The 19,632-nt window shown below is 44.7% G+C and carries 17 protein-coding genes; 11 read left to right on the top strand and 6 right to left on the bottom strand.

Features of this window, described 5'->3' with window-relative positions; genetic code table 11:
- The first annotated feature begins 2 nt into the window (after nucleotides 1-2).
- The 3 genes from modA to AV939_RS02890 are packed head-to-tail and all read left to right on the top strand — an operon-like array spanning nucleotide 3 to nucleotide 2,878.
- Nucleotides 3-1,010, top strand: a complete 1,008-nt coding sequence (gene modA, locus AV939_RS02900; protein WP_061997059.1) for a molybdate ABC transporter substrate-binding protein — start codon at nucleotides 3-5, stop codon at nucleotides 1,008-1,010.
- Nucleotides 1,011-1,703, top strand: coding sequence for a molybdate ABC transporter permease subunit (modB, locus tag AV939_RS02895; RefSeq protein WP_061997057.1), 693 nt, complete (start codon nucleotides 1,011-1,013; stop codon nucleotides 1,701-1,703). It abuts the gene before it with no gap.
- Complete coding sequence (locus AV939_RS02890; protein ID WP_061997055.1) at nucleotides 1,682-2,878, top strand: ATP-binding cassette domain-containing protein; 1,197 nt, start codon at nucleotides 1,682-1,684, stop codon at nucleotides 2,876-2,878. The genes modB and AV939_RS02890 overlap by 22 nt, the downstream gene beginning before the upstream one ends.
- 148 nt (nucleotides 2,879-3,026) lie before the next feature.
- Here AV939_RS02890 and hemN read toward each other — a convergent pair whose 3' ends face one another.
- Nucleotides 3,027-4,394, bottom strand: coding sequence for an oxygen-independent coproporphyrinogen III oxidase (hemN, locus tag AV939_RS02885; protein ID WP_063456973.1), 1,368 nt, complete (start codon nucleotides 4,392-4,394; stop codon nucleotides 3,027-3,029).
- Between the two features lie 239 nt (nucleotides 4,395-4,633).
- Between hemN and AV939_RS02880 the strand changes: the two genes are divergently transcribed.
- The 3 genes from AV939_RS02880 (at nucleotide 4,634) to AV939_RS02870 (ending at nucleotide 7,186) form a co-directional block, all read left to right on the top strand.
- Nucleotides 4,634-5,419, top strand: coding sequence for an SGNH/GDSL hydrolase family protein (locus tag AV939_RS02880; RefSeq protein ID WP_061997051.1), 786 nt, complete (start codon nucleotides 4,634-4,636; stop codon nucleotides 5,417-5,419).
- Nucleotides 5,420-5,507: 88 nt separating this feature from the next.
- Complete coding sequence (locus AV939_RS02875; RefSeq protein ID WP_061997049.1) at nucleotides 5,508-6,146, top strand: DsbA family oxidoreductase; 639 nt, start codon at nucleotides 5,508-5,510, stop codon at nucleotides 6,144-6,146.
- Nucleotides 6,143-7,186 carry an XdhC family protein gene (locus tag AV939_RS02870; protein WP_061997047.1) on the top strand — a complete coding sequence of 348 codons (1,044 nt, stop codon included), beginning with the start codon at nucleotides 6,143-6,145 and terminating at the stop codon, nucleotides 7,184-7,186. Before AV939_RS02875 ends, AV939_RS02870 begins: the two co-directional genes overlap by 4 nt.
- 128 nt (nucleotides 7,187-7,314) lie before the next feature.
- On the opposite strand, the gene AV939_RS02865 is transcribed toward AV939_RS02870, so the two are convergent.
- Entirely contained in the window at nucleotides 7,315-9,864 is a 2,550-nt protein-coding gene (locus tag AV939_RS02865) for a TonB-dependent receptor (RefSeq protein ID WP_061997046.1), read from the bottom strand.
- Between the two features lie 315 nt (nucleotides 9,865-10,179).
- On the opposite strand from AV939_RS02865, the gene AV939_RS02860 reads away from it, so the two are divergent.
- From AV939_RS02860 to AV939_RS02845, 4 genes are all read left to right on the top strand, one after another.
- Nucleotides 10,180-10,854 (top strand): histidine phosphatase family protein, encoded by a 675-nt coding sequence (locus tag AV939_RS02860; RefSeq protein ID WP_061997044.1) that lies wholly within the window; start codon nucleotides 10,180-10,182, stop codon nucleotides 10,852-10,854.
- A gap of 28 nt (nucleotides 10,855-10,882) precedes the next feature.
- Complete coding sequence (locus AV939_RS02855) at nucleotides 10,883-12,097, top strand: acyl-CoA dehydrogenase family protein (RefSeq protein ID WP_061997042.1); 1,215 nt, start codon at nucleotides 10,883-10,885, stop codon at nucleotides 12,095-12,097.
- 9 nt (nucleotides 12,098-12,106) lie between these two features.
- A complete protein-coding gene (locus AV939_RS02850) occupies nucleotides 12,107-13,147 on the top strand; it encodes a phosphotransferase family protein (RefSeq protein ID WP_061997040.1) in 1,041 nt (346 codons plus the stop codon).
- A gap of 185 nt (nucleotides 13,148-13,332) precedes the next feature.
- Nucleotides 13,333-14,307 (top strand): NADPH:quinone oxidoreductase family protein, encoded by a 975-nt coding sequence (locus AV939_RS02845; RefSeq protein ID WP_061997038.1) that lies wholly within the window; start codon nucleotides 13,333-13,335, stop codon nucleotides 14,305-14,307.
- 127 nt (nucleotides 14,308-14,434) lie between these two features.
- Here AV939_RS02845 and AV939_RS02840 read toward each other — a convergent pair whose 3' ends face one another.
- The 4 genes from AV939_RS02840 to AV939_RS02825 form a co-directional block, all read right to left on the bottom strand.
- Nucleotides 14,435-14,782, bottom strand: coding sequence for a lactoylglutathione lyase (locus tag AV939_RS02840; protein ID WP_061997036.1), 348 nt, complete (start codon nucleotides 14,780-14,782; stop codon nucleotides 14,435-14,437).
- Nucleotides 14,783-15,054: 272 nt separating this feature from the next.
- The gene (locus AV939_RS02835) at nucleotides 15,055-15,360 is read right to left on the bottom strand and encodes a hypothetical protein (RefSeq protein ID WP_057791406.1); all 306 of its coding nucleotides are present in this window, start codon (nucleotides 15,358-15,360) and stop codon (nucleotides 15,055-15,057) included.
- Between the two features lie 211 nt (nucleotides 15,361-15,571).
- Entirely contained in the window at nucleotides 15,572-16,336 is a 765-nt protein-coding gene (locus AV939_RS02830) for an SDR family NAD(P)-dependent oxidoreductase (protein ID WP_057791408.1), read from the bottom strand.
- Nucleotides 16,337-16,345: 9 nt separating this feature from the next.
- On the bottom strand, nucleotides 16,346-17,260 hold the full coding sequence (locus AV939_RS02825) for a haloalkane dehalogenase (RefSeq protein ID WP_061997033.1): 915 nt from the start codon (nucleotides 17,258-17,260) through the stop codon (nucleotides 16,346-16,348).
- 245 nt (nucleotides 17,261-17,505) lie between these two features.
- Between AV939_RS02825 and AV939_RS02820 the strand changes: the two genes are divergently transcribed.
- On the top strand, nucleotides 17,506-19,626 hold the full coding sequence (locus AV939_RS02820) for a 3-hydroxyacyl-CoA dehydrogenase NAD-binding domain-containing protein (protein ID WP_061997031.1): 2,121 nt from the start codon (nucleotides 17,506-17,508) through the stop codon (nucleotides 19,624-19,626).
- Nucleotides 19,627-19,632: the final 6 nt, after the last annotated feature.

Here is a 19,632-nt window from a genome sequence, read left to right as displayed (position 1 = left end):
AAATGGCGGTTGGCGCAAAGATACTTACTTGTTCAAGAATAATACCCGCGTGTTTAAGCACGCGAGTAGGTAAACCTAAAGTCAGCGCGGGTACGTTTCTGTCTGTTGTCTTTTTTACTCTGAGCTTTGCGTGCAATGCGGCAGTATCAAACACGTATCTTGATTCGGATAATGATTCCGCTAATTATGGCAAAGCAGTGCCCATCTTGTCTTCGCCATTACAGGTAGCAGTAGCCGCAAATTTTGCCAAGCCCTTACGTAATATCGCCAGTGATTATTTTAAGAAAAGCGGGCAGGAAGTTAGTGTTACCGTTTCTTCCAGTGGCACCCTATTTGCGCAGCTTACTCATGGTGCACAGTTCGATGTATTCCTCTCTGCCGATACTGCTAGGCCAAATGCGCTGGTAGAGGCTGGGCGTGTTAACGCTGAAGATGTGCATGTTTATGCTAAAGGCAGGCTGGCCTTTCTGTCATCGAATACCACTGCTTCAACGCCTAATTTTACCGCTGCTTCCTTGGCTGGGAAAAAGCTGGCCATCGCAAACCCTAAACTTGCTCCTTATGGCAACGCAGCAAAACAGTATCTTGTTAATACCAATCAATGGAACATTGTTTCCCCGCATATTGTGATGGGGAAAAACGTACTTCAAACCTATCAGTTTTTTACTACAGGTAACGCCGACTATGCCTTGGTGGCATACTCACTTACACTGACGGATAAGCAAATTAATGAGGCTGGCGGGCGTAATACTAGTGGTCGTGCTGCCGCGGCATTACTCATTCCCGATACCCTGCATCAGCCCATATTACAAAGCCTTGCGGTTACCGCTGCCGCCGATAGAAAAGCCGCAGCGTCAGCATTTGCTCGTTATTTATTGTCACTAGAAGTACAGGAAAACTTACCCAATTGGGGTTATCAACCCGCTAATGATTCACTTCCGATTAGTGTAGATTCGCGTATTAGGGAGAACAAGGAAGTAAACAACAGTGACACTAGGGGCTTACCGTAAATGCTAGAGAGTAGCGCTTTTGCCGCAGTAGGCTTAACCCTAAAATTGGCTTTTTTAACCAGTCTGCTTTTAATGTTATTGGTTACTCCTTTGGCATGGAAGTTAGCTACTTGGCAGCATAAATTAAAACCCGTGTTTATGTCGGTGCTTGCATTACCCTTGGTACTTCCGCCCACAGTGCTTGGGTTTTACCTGTTGGTGGCCTTTTCGCCGCAAAGCCCAGTAGGGGAAGGGTGGCAATGGCTCACCGGCCATCAACTTGCGTTTAGTTTTGAAGGCTTAGTGATAGGCTCCTTTATTTACTCGTTACCCTTTGCACTACAGCCGCTGTATAGCGGCTTTACTCAACTCGATAAACGGTATGTTGAAGTGGCGCATTCATTAGGTTTTGGCAAAATTGAGACGTTTTTTCGCATCATACTTCCCTTGTGCAAAGCGCCGTTTATAGTGGCTTTCGGCCTTAGCTTTGCCCATACCATAGGTGAATTTGGTGTAGTGCTAATGATTGGAGGCAATATTCCAGGTGAAACCCAAGTGCTTTCAATAGCGTTGTATGAGCATGTTGAAGCCTTAGAGTATGGTCAAGCACATGCACTTTCGTTTGGGCTACTGTTGTTTTCATTTTTGCTGCTTACGCTGCTGTATCGCTTTAATGGAAAAGGAGGGCAAGCTTGGAGTTCAATATCTCGTTAGTAAACCGCATTAGTGCGAAAGCCGTGTTGCCAGACTCCATGCTGGTTGTGGGTATTACCGGGCCATCAGGTGCCGGCAAAAGCAGTTTGCTTCGTGCGCTAGCTGGGTTCGAGCCAGAAGCGACGGTAAGTGTTAATTGGTTTGGTGAAGGCGCTAAATCAATAGCTACCGCTAAAGCGGGTTCAGCTACAAAGACGGTAAACGCGATAAGCGCATGTAACGCAAAAAACGCGCTTGCCCCCGTGCGAGTGGGCTTAGTATTCCAACAACCAATGCTATTTCCTCATGTAAACGTAAAAGGCAATTTAGCACTGGCACAGCGTCATGCAGGGAGCAAAGCGTTAGCGGTAGAGCATGCCCTCGCTGGGTGTGAGTGCGAACACCTGTTGCATAAATCAATAGATAGCCTTTCAGGTGGCGAAGCGCAGCGGGTGGCGTTAGCGCGAGCACTGGTTAATGGGCCAGATGTGCTAATGCTTGATGAGTCGTTAAGCGCATTAGATGCAACGTTACGCAGTAAAATCTTACGATTTTTAGTAAAAACCTGTGGGCGCTTAAATATAAAATTAATCATGGTGTCTCACGATGTTCAAGACTTAGCCCTATTTTGTGATGGGCTAATATCGGTTGAAGATGGGGCGGTAGACGCGGCGGGCTCAGTAGCTTACGTTATGGCGAAAATCGCCAGCCAAGGAAGCGTAGAAAACCCCTGTGCCATATTAGAAGGTGAGATAATTCCACACTCGGATGATTTTCCTCATCCGTTTACTCGTTTAAACGTAAGCGGCAATATATTGTACGCTAAAGCGACCGTACAAAGTGATAACGAACGGAATACCAATAACAACACTGAACAAGGGCTAGACTCGAACCCGCGTCAAGCGCGAGGAAAAATAGCCGTTTTTGCCAGTGAAGTGAGTATTGATACCAATACACAAGTGAATGTGCCCTCTAGTAGTATTTTGAATGCGCTACCGTGCGAGGTGGTGAAAATTTATTATCCTGAAACACTGCAATATAACAACCCACAATCTAACAGCCAGCAACTTCAAACCGCAATCGTGATGCTATCCCACGGTGCTCAAACGCTATATGCCAGAGTAAGTACTTTGTCGATTGAAAGGTTGAAACTTGAACCTGGTTTATCCGTGATGGCCAGGTTCAAGCTTCAGTAGATGTGCAGCGTGTTTTAAAGCCCAGCGTTTGGTATTTCTACAAGCTAAATGCTGCAGGCTAAATTCCTGTTCTCTTTATTCTCACTGCCTACATTCCCGCGACCAACATTCTCGCGATTCAAATCCTTGCGATCTAAATTCCCACTTCCTAAATTGCAGCAGAATAGCGCGAGATATGGTGATCTTTATTTAGGTAAGCATCAAACCTTGCACATATTGCTCTTATGTAAATGCGAGACGTATCTGGAACACTAATATATCGGTCGCTAAGCTCAATAATACCGTCGGCCATTAAGGATTTAAGGCTTGTTAATTCAATACAGAAATAGCCATTGAAGTTAATATTGTATTTATCTTCAATGTCTTTTTTGTCTAAATACAAATTACACATTAAAGACATGATCACATCTCGGCGAATGCGATCGTCTAAGCTTAACGCAATGCCATTGGCGGTTAGTGGTAAGTCGTTATCCAACCGGTTGTAATAGTCTTTGAGTTGCTTAGGGTTCTGACCATATGCATTACCTATTGTACTAATAGCCGATACACCTAAACCAAGTAAGTCACTGTTTTTATGGGTAGTGTAACCTTGAAAGTTTCGGTGCAATACGTGGTTGTGCTTAGCCATGGCTAGAGTATCACTGGGTTTAGCGAAGTGATCTAAACCAATCATCTCAAAACCTGTTTTAGTAAAGCTTTCTACTGCCATTTGGTGCAGTGCCGCTTTTTCATCAGGGGTGGGTAGGGTATCTAGCGGTATTTTACGCTGGGCTGCGAATCTATCGGGTAAATGTGCATAACTAAAAAGAGAAATTCGGTCGGGTGACATGGCTTTTACCGCCACTACCGTGGTGCGAAACTTTTCCATAGTTTGTTTTGGTAAACCATAAATCAAGTCTAAATTAACCGAGGTATAGCCTATGTTTTTTGCATCGAATACTAATTTGGCAATATGAGCCGTACTTTGAACACGATTGATAGACTGCTGAACATCCACATTAATATCTTGCACACCGAAGCTAACGCGGGTGTAACCTAATTCATTTAAATCTTCTAAGTATTCAAAAGTCACATTTCTGGGATCTAACTCAATCGAAAACTCTGCATCGCTGGAAATAAGAAAGTGTTTCTTAATCAAATACATTAAATAGGTATGTTGTGTTGCTGAAAGGAAGCTAGGAGAACCTCCACCTAAATGAAGCGCTACTACTTTCTTATCTTTATATAGCGACTTTTTCGCTACCATCTCTTTTTCAATATAGCTAAGGTAATGGTCGGCTTTTTCGTTGTGGCGAGTCACTATTTTATTGCAGCCACAGTAATAGCAAAGCTCTTCGCAGAAAGGGATGTGGATATACAAGCTTATTGTATCGGCACCGCAGTTTTCAGATGCGCTCTCTAATAAGCCATCATTCACCGCCTCAAATTTAAGTGCAGTAGGGTAAGAAGTGTAACGTGGCGCCTGTTGTGCATACTTTGTTATTGTACTTGTGGCCTGTTCAATTGGCGAATTCATAGTTATCTTCTGCTTAGTTTGCTAGTAAAGTAGCGAAAGACTCACATACACGGTGTCTTTCTTTCGTGTTAAATCCATTTCATCATTGATAGTAATGCAAACTAGTAAGGTGTTTATTGATCTCGTTCAAGGTTTTGCTCTTAAACATACTCATTATAGTCAGTTTTCCAATTTTGCTATTGCAAGGCTTGCGGGTAAGGAAAAAAACGCTCAAATTACCGGAACCTACGGGTAGTAGAGTGGGCCGTTGCCAGTGCGTTAACAAGGTCGACAGCAAAGCAGATCTTAAAGGCCATGCACAATCCAAACCTTCCTTAGCGTTACTAATTGTAGGAGATTCCGCCGCCGCTGGTGTGGGAGTATCTAACCAAAAACAAGCACTGTCTGGCTGGCTAGTGGAAAGCTTATCAACAAACTACTGCATTAATTGGGAGTTAAAGGCCAAGGCAGGAGTTAACAGTACTGATTTGTTATCTATGTTGCAGCGGGCTAAACCAAACTCTGAACCTACTGTTGATTCTAAATCAACACCGCCCTCAATACTTACTTCTACTCATGACTTCGACACGCCTCTTGAATGTGGAGCGTTTGACGTGGCGGTGATTTCAATAGGGGTAAATGATATTACGGGTTTTACTTCTTTGCGGAAGTGGCGTTGCAACCTAAAGCAAATAATTGAAATACTAAAAGCACGATTCCAGTGCCGGTTTATTGTATTTACTGCGCTGCCTCCTATGCACGAATTTCCCGCACTACCTCAACCATTACGGTGGGTATTAGGGCAAAAAGCGAAGTACCTTAATGCCGCCTTGCTAAAGCTGGTGAACAATTATCATGGGGTTAACGTACTTACCCTAACGCTAAATCCAATAGATAACAGCCAATCAAACAACACACACAATTACATGGCCGAAGACGGTTTTCATCCACAAGTTGCAGGCTATCAATTGTGGTCTAACGCTGTTGTGAAGTTAGTTAACGAAGAACTTGATGAATTGGTCGGTAAAAATAGCCATGTTGGTTGAAGCTGGAAGGTTCACCCCTACAATGCATTATTCATTTAGTAGGTGTTGAAAAACCAACAATATTTAACGGCTTCGCGCTGGAGGTGCAATGAAAAAAGTAACAATAGATATGGTGTCAGATGTGGTTTGCCCTTGGTGCATTATAGGTTACGAACGTCTACAAAAAGCCATCGCTCAACTAGACGATATAGAAGTAACTATTCAATTCCATCCATTTGAACTTAATCCGAATATGCCGCAAAAAGGCCAAGACGTTCGTGAACACATAATTGAAAAATACGGGCTTACTCCGGCACAGAGTGATCAAAACCGACAACAACTTATTGATGCAGGTGCATCAGTCGGCTTTGAGTTTGACTACTTCGACGGCATGCGCATGGCCAATACTTTCAATGCACACCAAGTACTGCACTTCGCAGGGGAAAAAGGTAAGCAAGAAGCACTAAAATTACGCTTGTTTGCCGCTTATTTCAGTGAAAGAAAGAACGTGAACGATGTTGACGTGTTGGCAAACGAAGCGGTGTCTGTAGGGTTAAACGAGCAAGAGGTACGTGAAATTCTGGCCAATCAAACCTACGCAGATGTAGTTCGAGAGCATGAGAACTTATGGTTGCAGCGCGGTATTCAAAGTGTGCCTACTTTTGTGATTGGCAATAGCGGTGTTGCAGGCGCACAGGACCCAGATACTTTAGCGCAGTTTATTATGCAAGCATCAACCGAGCAATGAGTAACCAGCTAATACACCTTTTAGCCCAGTGGTATCCGCGAAAGGATTCCCACCAGTGGGTGCTGGGGCTTATTTATAAAACGGAAGGCTCTTGTTACAGAAAAGCCGGGGCGGTGATGTTGTTCAGCGACGCAGGGCACCAGCTTGGTGTGTTAAGTGGGGGTTGTCTTGAATCAGATATTAACAAGCAAGCCCAGCGGGTAATGCAAGATGGTAAGTATCGCACTGCGGTTTATGATGACAATGACGAAGAAGACATTGCCTTTAAGTTAGGTGTAGGCTGTGGCGGGGTTGTGCATTTAGCGCTGCTGCCCGTAAATAGCGATAATCATTATTTGCAGTTACATACGGTTTATTCTCATTTGGTAAGCGGGAATGCTTGTTTATGGAAGCAAGAAATTAATGGCGAGCTTTCGTCTTCTGTTAGCATTTGCGGCGCCCAACCTACGGGTTCAAGTGAACTGGCTGACACTACTCCTCTGGTAAAGGCTGCAGCTAAAAAAGTGGCTGCGTCACTGGATACCCAAAACGGAAAGCGCTTTTTAACAGTGCATTGTCAACCGCCTCCACACATACTTATTATTGGCGGTGGATACGATGCAACCTTTGTGGTGAAGATGGCGGTACAGCAAGGATGGTCGGTGAGTGTGTGGGATCCTAGGCCAGCACAGGCAAGGGTAGAGCACTTTACCGATGCAAACTTTATAGTCGAGTCTACGGAAGCCGACGCACTCAATTTACATATCGCAGAGCATAATGTTGATGCAGCGGTGCTGATGTCCCATCACCGTCAAATAGACAGCAAAGCCTTAGCAACGTTAAGTCGGCACCCGCTGAAGTACGTGGCCATGTTGGGGCCCATTCATCGTAAAGAAGAAATGTTTGCGCTAGCTGGGGTGACAGAAAGTGATTTTCAGGGCTTCTTTGCTAGCCCAGCTGGGTTTGATATTGGCGGCGATTTACCTGAAAGTATCGCGTTGTCGATTATCGCTCAGTGCCATGCGGTGCTAGCTCAAAAGCTACCATCATTACAGCAGTAGTGTGCAACTCGCGGTCAATATACACAGCTCTACAAGTCGACAGTTCAATAAATCGGCAGCCCCAAAGTGAAAGAGTACATGGGGCTTTTTTTAATGTTCGAAACGCTTTAACTTAGTAAAGGCTAACGTCAGAAGCGCTTTCTTACCGACACTCCAAAGGTGCGAGGTGCGCCAGCGTAAGCCATAATTTTTCCTTCTTGCACTGGCACATCAAAACCGCTTCGGGCGATATATTCTTCATCTAAAAGATTTCGAGCCCATACAATGACTTCGCTGTCCCATTCATCAAGATGAAGTGCAAGTCGAGCGTTAATAATCTCGTATGAACCAGACTGTTTATACGGGTCGTTCGAATCATCCAAATATACATCGCCCGTGTATTGATAGTCTGCACTTATCGTGGCGTCGTAACTCGCCACTGAAAAATGATGGTTTAGCAGAACTGAAAAGCTGTTTTGAGGTTCGAAACCCACTCTGTCACCGTCTCGTGCGCAATATGGGTCGGAAGGTGACGCTCTGCCCGGATCGTCAATACCTGTATGCCATGAATAGGCCACCCAACATGTACCCTGTTTGAAAGTATCAAAATTGGCTAACGTACGTGATGCATTAAGCTGAAGTTCTGTATTTGCGCTTATCAACCAAGTAGTTTCAAGCTCCAGTCCTTTAACATGAATGTCGCCTGCGTTTTGTAGGTTAAACCCCGTGCCAGTAAAAGTGGTAGCTTGAAAATCTTTAATAGTTGAATAATGTGCCGCAACATTTACCCGCACACCATATTCAGGCCAATCCTGTTTTAAGCCTATTTCTGCACTGCGGGCCTTTTCGGCTTCAAAAGTGGCATCCAAAGACGGTAAAATACGATCGGTATTAGTACCGCCTGCCTTATAACCTGTGGCCAAGCTGGCATAAATTAGCTGGTTTTTATTTGGCTGATAAGCAAGCTTTACTGTGCCCGTTAACTGGCTATCATCTATTTCTTCGTTTAAGTCAGGGCGAGGGAGCACCGCGGATGATCCCAAGAAGAAATACCCCCATCCTGGTTGCTGAAAAGGGGCTAGGTCATTTAGTGACGTTGGACTAATTGCAGTACCCGTAATAAGCGCTGCGCCAATATCATTCAACGCTGTCACCGCAGCACCTATATTCGGTCTACTTTCGGGGTCGCCGTTTAAGCCATCAATGCCAGGGCCTTGCTCGGTATACCTCCCATCTATCGACTTCTTTTCATCGGTAAAACGCAGGCCAGTTGTTAAGGTAAGTGAATCAGAAAGTAACCAGTCAGCTTGGGCAAAAAGAGCAATGCTATCTTGTTCTTGATTTGCTGTATGCATAAATACGGTATTGCTTGGTGCTGCCACACCAGAAGGGGCGATTAGCCCGCCTGTAGCTGCGCTGAGCCCATCAATCGCATTTGCCAAGGGAAGTAATTGGGCACCTGCAATGCTAAAGAAGCTATCGAATTCCGACTGTGTCGTGGTGTTAAAGGTTAAATCTAAATTTTGGCTGAAATAATATGCACCCACAAGACCACGAATTTTGTCGCTTTTATAATGCAGTCTTAATTCTTGAGAGAAAGATTGTTGTTTTGCATCGTTAGTGGCGGTTAACAGATCTGCATCTGAAAAATCAGTATCTACAATATCTATGCTGTCAAAAGCACGATAAGCCGTAATACCCACTAAAGACCATTGTGCATTAAGGGCCACATCAATTTGAGCCGATACACCTTTATCTTCCATTTTTGAAAGAGGTGGTTGAGACAACGACGTGGTGAAGTCGTAGAAATCTTTCGTACTGTAAATCGTGGCGTTAAAGGGGGGCTGAGAAAGCACCGCATCGGTGCCAAACTTGCCAGAGATTTCATTTGCCTGAAAATTATTTCGCCAAGTAAGTGCACCGCAACAGCGTTCATTTAACTCACCGTAATCGGCAATAATACGAACGCTTAAGTTCTCTGTTGGTGTATAAAGCCACTGGGCCTTTACCGCCGAGCGATTTTTATTATTTAAACTTTGCCCAGAAGTGGCATCGGTAATGTAGCCATCTCCATCGGTTTTAAAGCCTGAAATTCGCATGGCTAATACATCATCAATCAATGAGAACGAAGCGCCAGCGCTTACTCTCAATAATGAATCATTGCCCGCCAGTACTTCTACAAACCCATCGGTATCAGTATGACTTGGCGCCACAGAGGTAAGTGTCATTGCACCCGCCGCAGTATTTTTACCAAACAAAGTGCCTTGGGGGCCGCGCAATACTTCAATAGCGGCAATATCGACTAAGTCGTTGATAAGGGCATTTTGCCGTGAACGATAAACCCCATCCACATATAAACCCACAGAAGATTCGAAACCGAAGTTTTGTGATGATGTGCCAATACCGCGAATAGAAAACCCTGAATTAGTCACGCTTTGATTTTGAAAAGCACCAAAAGCCGGTACATAGTTTTGTAAATCAAAAACGTCTTTCACTACGGTTTCAATTAAATCGTCGCCGGAAAGGGCGGTCACCGCAACAGGGACTTCCTGTAAATTTTGTGCCGTTTTTTGTGCCTGAACAGTAATGTGCTCTAAGGCGCTATCTTGGCTGTAAGCAAGTGAAGATGTGCAACTCGCCGCAATACTTAGTGAGACACCTAGTGCGACAAGTGTGTGCTTGGGCAGCAATTTTTTCATTTTTATTTTTACCTAACATCTAACCCATTTCAAACGAATAGCGTCGTTTGACTACAGCTAGAACCTTAGCAGTAATTTTACGCTTTGCATCATTATGCAAAAAAGAACGTAACAACCTAGTGTTGCAGTAATTTTATGTCGTTATAACAATGGTAGAAATAATCCGAAAACGAACCGTTTTAACGACATTAGGCGTGTGTACTCGCCTGATTTCCCCATAGCCTAACATGATGTATTCCCATTCAAAATATCAATTAAACTTATGGTGCTACTTTTCTTACCATGGTTAACATATTGATAACATCAGAGAGTAGTATGACTGACATCTACCTAGTACGCCACGGGCAAGCATCTTTTGGCGCAGCAAACTACGACAAGCTCAGCGACTTAGGCGCACAACAGTCCGAGTGGCTTGGGCACTATTTCAAACAGCGCGATATTACTTTTGATAGTGTTTTTATGGGGGACATGGTGCGCCACAGAGAGACTGCCGAAGGTATTGCAAAGGGGGCAGGTTCTTTACCCCAAGCAAATATCAACAGTGAACTGAACGAATTTAATTTCCAAGCTGTGGCAACGGCATTTTTAACCCGATACCCAGATCAAAATGTCCCCGAAGGTGCGTCTCGCGCTGAATATTATCGCTTGCTTAAAAAAGCCATGCTGGCATGGGCAGCCAATGAATTGGACCATAACCTATTGGATGAAAGTTGGGCAGGCTTCGAAGACAGGGTTGCCACCATGCTAAGCGCGCTTCAAAGCACAGAGGCTAAGCGAGTGCTAGTGGTGAGTTCAGGTGGTGCTATTGCCATGATGCTAAAACACATACTCGGATACGACGCCCCAACGGTTATTAACATGAATTTGCAGATTAGAAATGCGAGTTTTTCTCAGTGCTTCGCGAATACTCGCGGCGTGCATTTGAATAATTTCAACAGCGTACCACATTTAGATGTTGTGGATAGATTACACGCTGTGACATACAGCTAAACAGCGCTATCAGCGGATAAGGACAGTTATGAACTTTGAATATAATGAAAGAACACAAACGCTTTTAACGAAATTAAGAGCCTTCATGCAAGAAGAAGTGTATCCAATTGAAAAGGATTATGTTCACGCGGTAGAAAATGGTGAAAACCGTTGGCAAACCCCCGATATGATGCAAACCCTTAAACAACGCGCTAAAGACGCGGGCCTTTGGAACCTATTCTTGCCAGAGGAATACAAACCTTATGGCGCTGGGTTATCAAATGCTGAGTACGCCCCTTTGTGTGAAGAGATGGGGCGCGTGTTGTTTAGCTCAGAAATTTTCAATTGTAGCGCGCCAGATACAGGCAACATGGAAGTATTGGCAAAGTACGGAAATGAAGAGCAGAAAAAACAATGGCTAGAGCCGCTGCTTAATGGCGAAATTCGTTCGGCATTTGCCATGACCGAGCCAGCAGTTGCTTCAAGTGATGCGACTAACATTGAAACCTCAATTACCCGTGAAGGCGACGAATACGTAATCAACGGGCGCAAATGGTACACCAGTGGTGCAATGAACGAAAATTGCAAAATCATGGTGGTCATGGGCAAAACTGACTTTGAAGCTGCTCGCCATCAACAACAGTCGCAAATTTTAGTGCCAATGGATACTAAGGGGGTCACTATTGTGCGCCCGATGGCTGCAATGGGCTATTTTGATGAACCAGTAGGGCATGCGGAAGTATTGTTCGATAACGTGCGCGTTCCGGTAAGTAATTTATTACTGGGTGAAGGCCGAGGTTTTGAAATTGCACAAGGTCGCTTAGGGCCAGGTCGTATTCATCACTGCATGCGTCTAATAGGCTGTGCGCAGCGCGCCCTAGATTTAGCCTGCGAGCGAGTAGAACAGCGTGAAGCGTTTGGTAAGCCACTTAGCAAACAGCAATCAGTGCGAGAAAGTATTGCGCAAATGCACTGTGACATTGAGCAAGCTCGCTTATTAACACTTAAAGCCGCCGATAAAATGGACAGATACGGCAATAAAGTCTCTCGCGATATTATTGCCGCTATAAAAATTGTTGCACCTAAAATGGCGTGTAAGGTTATTGATGAAGCTATTCAAATGCACGGTGCTGCGGGTACAAGTCAAGACTACGCCTTGTCAGCCATGTACGCGTATGCCAGAACCATTCGTTTAGCAGATGGCCCAGATCAAGTGCACATGATGCAATTGGGTCGCAATCTTATTGCCGAAAAGAACGCTTAAGGAGTATCTGTGGCTACGCACACGCTAGAGATAGACACGTTAAATCGCTACTTAAATAAGGCGTGCCCAGAAATAGGCACGGTATTGTCGGCAGAGAAATTCTCTGGTGGGCAATCTAACCCTACGTTTAAATTAAATGCTGATTCTGGCGTTTATGTGCTGCGTCGCCAACCGCCGGGGAAACTGCTTAAGTCTGCCCATGCGGTTGATCGCGAGTACCGCGTGATTAATGCACTCAGTAATACAGAAGTACCTGTGCCTAAGGTTTATCACCTGTGTGAAGATGCCGACATCATTGGCAGTATGTTTTACATTATGGCCTACGTCGAAGGTACCATTTATTGGAACAGCGCCTTACCGGAAGTCGATAGCCCAAAAACCCGTGGTGCCATGTACGATGAAATGAACCGCGTGTTGGCAGTAATGCACAGTGTTGATATTGAAGCCGCTGGGTTAACGAGTTACGGCAAACCCGGGAGTTACTTTTCACGTCAGTTAAGCCGCTGGACGCAGCAATACCGTGCGTCTGAGCTAGAACACGTTGAAGACATCGAACAATTGATTACCTATTTAGAAGAAAATTTGCCTGAAGACGATGGGCAGATAGCCTTAGTTCACGGTGATTTTAGGTTAGATAATATGATGTTTGATATGTCTAACCTTGATGCACCTAAAGTAATTGCGGTACTTGATTGGGAACTGTCTACCTTAGGGCATCCGTATGCTGATTTAGCGTATCAATGCATGCAATTGCGTTTACCGAGTGACATTGCCCACGCTTCCGGTTTAGGCGGGTTAGACAGGGACGCATTAGGAATTCCTAGTGAAGAAGAATACGTAGATGCTTATTGCAAACGACGGGGCATCGACAAAATAGAAAACTGGACGTTTTACCTCGCGTTTAGTTTTTTCCGTTTAGCAGCCATCCTGCAAGGGGTTGTAAAACGGGCTCATGATGGGAATGCATCAAGTGACAAGGCGATGCAATTAGGCGCTATGGTGCGTCCTCTGGCACAAATTGCGAATAAAACAATTCATCAAAACGGGTAGACGACCGAATACGGTTGTAGACCTTATTTGCTTTGAAATGCGCTTGAACGCCATACGGATGGTGATTGTGCTCACTCGCGGTGCTATTAAAAAGGCGCGAGTTGGATTACTTAGGCGCTAATGAACAACTTGTCGCCCGTTAATAAACGAGCGGTAAGCAAAGAAACGAATGATAAGGAGTGGCTATGAAAGCGATTGTATGTGAAGCATTTGGGCCAATAGACGATTTAAAATGCAAAGAAATCGACGACCCAGTAATTAAGCCAGGTCACGTAGTCGTGAATGTAGAAGCGGCTGGTGTAAATTTCCCTGATGGGTTACTGGTACAAGGTTTATATCAAATGAAACCGCCATGCCCATTCGTGCCAGGAAATGAAGTGGCTGGTGTGGTCGTCGAAGTGGGAGAAGGCGTAAAACATATCAGTGTAGGGCAGCGCGTTATTGCATTGTCTAATCTAGGTGGCTTTGCCGAGAAAGTGTTGGTGCCTGCTACTCATGTTATGCCATTACCCGATCCTATCGATGTAAAAGAAGGTGCAGCACTAGTGACTGCGCATGCTACTGCCCACCATGCTTTAAAACAGCGAGCCAAAATTCAACCGGGTGAAACCCTTGTGGTAACAGGCGCGGCTGGTGGTACTGGCTTAGCGGCAGTGCAAATAGGTAAAGAAATGGGGGCAACGGTAATCGCCGTTTGTTCTACCAAAGAAAAGCTTGCGCTAGCCAAAGAGCATGGCGCAGATATACTTATTAACTACAAAGAAAAGAACCTAAAAGATGCCATTAAAGAAGCCACAGACGGCAAAGGCGCTGATGTGGTTTACGAATGTGTTGGTGGCGATACGTTTCACGCCTGTAGCCGCAGTATGGCGTGGGAAGGGCGTTTGCTCGTAGTCGGTTTTGCGGGTGGTGAAATCCCTCAATTCCCTGTGAACTTATCGTTAGTGAAAGGCTATTCGGTAGTGGGTGTATTCTGGGGTTCATTCACGCAGCACGATCCGAAAGGCTTTGCTGCTAACATGCAAGAGCTTTTAACCTGGTATGTGCAAGGTAAAGTGAAAGTCGTGGTAGATGAAGCCTTACCCATGGAGCGTGCTACCGAAGCCATGGCTAAAGTGATGAACCGCGAAGTAAAAGGCAAAATGGTTATTACGCCGTAGGGTTTTAAAATGAGTTTTAAACCAGGGCCGTTTAAAAGCGCAGCCTGAAAGGCACTAATTAATAAAACAAAAAGGCATGGCCTACGATTCGATAGAGCTTCCATTTCGTGCCATGCTTTTTTATTGCCTAAAATTGACGAAGCTCAGTGATATGCAATAGTTCGCCGCTAGGGCCCCAAAGATAAAATACCTTTCCCCATGCTTCCATTGAAACGTCTGATATCTTGAGTTTATTGGTGGCTTTTTCACATAATGAATGTGCCGCTTCAATATCCTGCACACAAATCTGCAGCATGAAGTTTTTTGCTAAATCTTCCTGATAGAAATCCTGTAAAAAGAATTGGCAATCGCCATTTTCAAATAGGGTTAATTCATCGGAAACAAATTCACCTTTAAAGCCGATTTGTCTGTAAAACCTTTTCGATACTTCGTAATCTTTACTGGGAATAAATACTTTAATATGGTCAACGTCCATGCGTTTCTCCAACCAATGTCTAACTGACTTTTAGCCGTATTGTGGCATACTAATGAGGGTGATTATAGGCGGCCAAATGTAGATAAATACAGATAAGTGTAGATAAGAAACGGCGTTTATATCAGCAATGTATTTAGCTATTGCCTATAAGAAGCACATGCTAATTGGCTTGAATAATCTGGGGGCAAAAGCAGGTTGGTCAATTTAGAAGCAGAGCGGCGATTGCTTACCGGCATGCTAATAATTATGGGCTTACGAGCATTGACTGGCAATTACTGGGCTACAACTATGCCTTGTGGTAATGCAGTATGAAGTAAGCGCGTAGCGTTAGACGCAGATGGCTTTTGTGTTGAAACAGAAATCAAACGTTTAAGCGCAAAAGAAGAAGATTGGCTTCGTACTTTCTTAACGGTAACGGGTGAATTCTGCGTAGGGTTTGCAAGTTGAAACCCAGATGTTTGTGCTGAAGAAGACGTTGCGTATTGCGTTGATAACTCGTTAGCTAAACCGTTCGAAGATAGGCCTAAACCAACTACAATGCTGCTCATAGTAATGAAGTGTCTTAATGTCATTTTCATAAGTACTCTTAGCGTTTAGTTTCTTAGCGCACAGGTTGGTTAGGTAAAAAGTCAGAAGCGACTAACAAGTCGCTTCGTCCGAAGGTTTTGTTTGTTCCCCTTCATTACAACTAAAGTCGCACTAAAACAAAACATCACCATACATACTAAGGTATGAAAACTTATACTTTTGGATGCCCATCTAAACCAGGTATAAGCATCTGCCAAGTGCTTACCATGCAGTCACGCCGCCATCTACCGCAACAGTTTGCCCATTCATGTAGCTATTACCTGGTGACAACATAAGGATCATGGCATTCACAATTTCTTGAGGTTCGCCCAAGCGTTTCATTGGGCTTCCCATACCAAGTTGAGCTTGTGCTTCTTTGGTGTTGTAACCATCCACATTTAAAATGTTGGTAGGGCTATAAAAAGGGCACACTGCATTTACACGTACATTCTTACGGCCATATTCAACAGCTGCAGTTCGAGTCACGCCTGCAACCGCATGTTTAGCAGCGGCATATGCGCCACCTTTAGGTGCGCCGCCTAAACCGGCAAGGGAGCTCACATTTAATATATGCCCTTGCTTCTGCGATAACATTTGCGGCAATTGATACTTCATGCCAAACATCACGCCTTTTACGTTCACAGCAAACTGAAGGTCTATTATCTCTTCGGTCATTTCATGCATAGGGGCAGGCACATGGGCAATGCCCGCATTGTTAATGGCGATATCTAAACGACCAAACTTGTCTTTTGCCAATTCTACCAAGGCTTTGTTTAATTCTTCGCTGGCAATATCGCCTGCTTTCGCTACCACATCAGTATAGCTTGCAACGTCAGCGCGACATGACGCTAAATTTTCTTCATTAATATCTGATAGTACCAATTTGGCACCTCGACTCCCTAAGCCTTCTGCTAATAAGCGGCCAAAACCGCTGCCCGCGCCGGTGATCAATATCACTTTGTCGCTAAAATCTAACAATGAATCCATGGTGGTTCCTTAAGCTTGTCCAGTTGCATTAATAAAAGTGATTAGAAGATCGGCCAATTCAGGGCCTTTATCTTCTTGTACGAAATGTCCGCCTTTCACTACTGTGGTGTGCTGCACGCCACGGCAGCCAGGTATCAAAGACTGCATCAGCTTGTCGCCGCCAGCGGTTACTGGGTCGCTGTCACTGAATGCGGTCATAAATGGCGTATTAAATTGTTTTAACCTTTCCCACGCATCTCGGTTTGCTTGGGTTTGGGGATCGTCGGGTGTGGCAGGCACTAATAACGGAAATTGTCTGGCCCCTTCTTTATATTCTTCAGAAGGGAAAGGGGCGTCGTAAGCATCTAATGTTTCTTGAGAAAGTGTAGATACGGTTCCGCCTTTAATCACACCTGATACAGGAAATACAGGAACATCTTGCGAGAAGCGACGCCAGTTCAAAAATGCCTCAGGGGGCTTCTGCTCACCGGTAGGTAAAAAGGTATTAGAAGCCATGACGCCAGCAAAGCGGTCTGGCATGTCAGCAACCAGCCTTAAACCGAGTAATCCGCCCCAATCCTGACAAAAGAGGGTGACTTTTCCTTCAATGGTTTGATTAAACCAGTCTTTCAGCCAAATAAGATGACGGGCATAAGTGTAATCTTCCCGCCTGGTGGGCTTATCTGAACGGCCAAAGCCGATAAGGTCGGGAACTAATACATTAAAACCTGCATCTGCCAATATCGGAATCATGCTGCGATATAGGTAGCCCCATGAAGGCTCACCGTGCAAAAGAAGAATAGTGTGGCCATCTTCAGGACCGCACTGATAATAAGCCATGGCTATTTCGCCGCTCACCGTGTCGGTAACGTTTACGTACCTCGGCTTATAGGGAAAGTCGGTAATAGAAGAGAATGCACTTTCAGGGGTTTTTAAGACTTGCATACTTGCCAACCTCAAATGTAAATTATATGTAACTAATTATTGTGTCAGTTAACAAAAACACTAGTGAGGTAATCTGTCAAATCTTCCTTATACCCTATCGAATAAGCGCTCAAGGGGAGTCGGGCACAAATAAAGGGGTTGCTGTCCATATTAAATATTGTGATGAATGTCTATAACACCAATAAACTTGGATGATTGACAACACTGCAATAACATCCGGTTAACGTGAATAACAGGATACCGTTATGACAGAGATGGAAAACAAGGCAGTGGGCTACACAGTCCAACAGGGCGTAGCAACAATCACTATGCAAAGTGCCCCAGTCAACGCACTTTCTCGTGCAGTACGAGTTGGTCTAATAGATGGCATTGAAAGCGCATTAAGCGACGACAGTGTTAGTGCTATTGTAATCACTTCTTCTCTCGCCCTATTTTCGGGCGGCGCTGATATTAGTGAATTCTCCGGTGGCGATTTATCGCCGAACCTTCCTGAAGTACTCGACAAAATTGAAAATGCAACCAAGCCAGTAGTAGCAGTATTGCCTGGTCCTGCGTTTGGTGGCGGTTTAGAAGTCGCATTAGCGTGTCATCACAGAATTACCTTTGCGGGTAATCAAGTTGGACTTCCAGAAGTTAACTTAGGCATATTGCCAGGCGCGGGTGGAACACAACGTTTACCGCGCTTAGCTGATCCTGCTACCGCTTTAACGATGATAGTTACGGGTAAACCTACCTCGGTAGTGAAGCTTTCAGGTGTGTTCGATAAAATTTCTGATAAACCTGAACATCTGCTTGAAGACACTAAGCAGTATCTTGGTTCATTAAATGCTGAAAACGGTATTAAACGTACTAGTGATATTACGCTGACAATGTCTGAAGAAGTGCAGGGCGTATTTGACGCCGTTACGGCACAAACGAAAAAAGCAGCTCGTGGATTTTTTGCACCATTAAAATGTATTGAAGCAGTAAAAGGTGCTTATACATTAGCTTTTAGTGATGGACTTAAACACGAAGGGAAATTGTTCATGGAATGCATGAACACCCCTCAAGCCCGCGCACAACAACATTTCTTCTTTGCCGAGCGAGCCGCGGGTCACGTGAGTGATTTCGACAAGAGCACACCAGAGCGCAGTATAGAGAAAGTTGCGGTTATTGGTGCTGGCACCATGGGTGGCGGTATCGCCATGAACTTCGCGAATGCGGGTATTCCAGTCACTATGCTAGAGCTTAAGCAAGAAGCGCTAGATAAAGGCTTGGCCCTTATTCGTAAAAACTACGAAAACTCAGCTAAAAAAGGCAAGTTAACCCAAGAGCAAGTGGAAACACGTATGGCGCTGTTGAGCGGCACCACAACGTATGACGACTTAGCCGATGTTGATCTTGTTATTGAAGCTGTATTTGAAAAAATGGAAGTGAAGAAAACCGTTTTCACTACCTTAGATAAAGTCTGTAAGCCTGGGGCTATTTTAGCGTCTAACACGTCTACCCTTGATGTGAACGAAATTGCCGCATGTACCTCACGTCCACAAGATGTTATCGGTCTGCATTTCTTCTCGCCAGCCAACGTTATGAAGCTGCTTGAAGTGGTTAAAGCAGAAGATACGTCGGCTGACGTTATTAAAACCTGTATGAAACTAGCCAAACGCATTAAGAAAGTAGCGGTATTGGTTGGCGTATGTTTTGGTTTTGTTGGCAACCGGATGATTGAACCTTATGGCCGTGAAGCTAACCGTTTATTGCTTGAAGGCGCAAGCCCTGAGCAAGTCGATCGCGTGCTTACACAATTTGGTATGCCTATGGGGCCATTTACCATGGGTGACATGGCTGGGTTAGACATTGGTTACTACGTACGCCAATCTCGCCAAGCCTTTATTTCACATGACCCTTCTTACGGCGCAGTGGCTGACCGATTGGTAGAGAAAGATCGTAACGGTCTTAAAACAGGTCGTGGTGCTTACCTTTATGAAGCTGGCAGCCGTGTTCCCATTCCAGACCCTGAAGTATTAGAAATTGCTAAACAAGAAGCTGCTCGCCTAGGGGTTGCCCAGCGCAATGACATTAGCGATGAAGAAATTCTGGTACGTTGCCTATACACCTTAATCAACGAAGGCGCATGCATTCTTGAAGAAGGCATCGCGGCTAAGTCTAGCGATATCGATGTTATCTATGTATATGGTTATGGCTTCCCAGTTTATCGTGGCGGTCCTATGCAGTATGCCGATGAAGTTGGCCTTGGGGAAATCGTCGATAAGCTATCTACCTACGCTGAAAGATTGGGTGACTACGGAAAAATGTGGTTACAACCAAGCGACCTATTAATCAAGCTAGCGCAAGAGCGCAGTAGCTTCGCAAAATTTAAAAACTAAGGAGTA

The organism is Alteromonas sp. Mac1, from assembly GCF_001562125.1.
GTDB classification, from domain to species: Bacteria; Pseudomonadota; Gammaproteobacteria; order Enterobacterales; family Alteromonadaceae; genus Alteromonas; species Alteromonas stellipolaris.
Note: the sequence above shows the minus strand (reverse complement) of the source record. Positions and strands in the feature narration are given on the sequence as shown.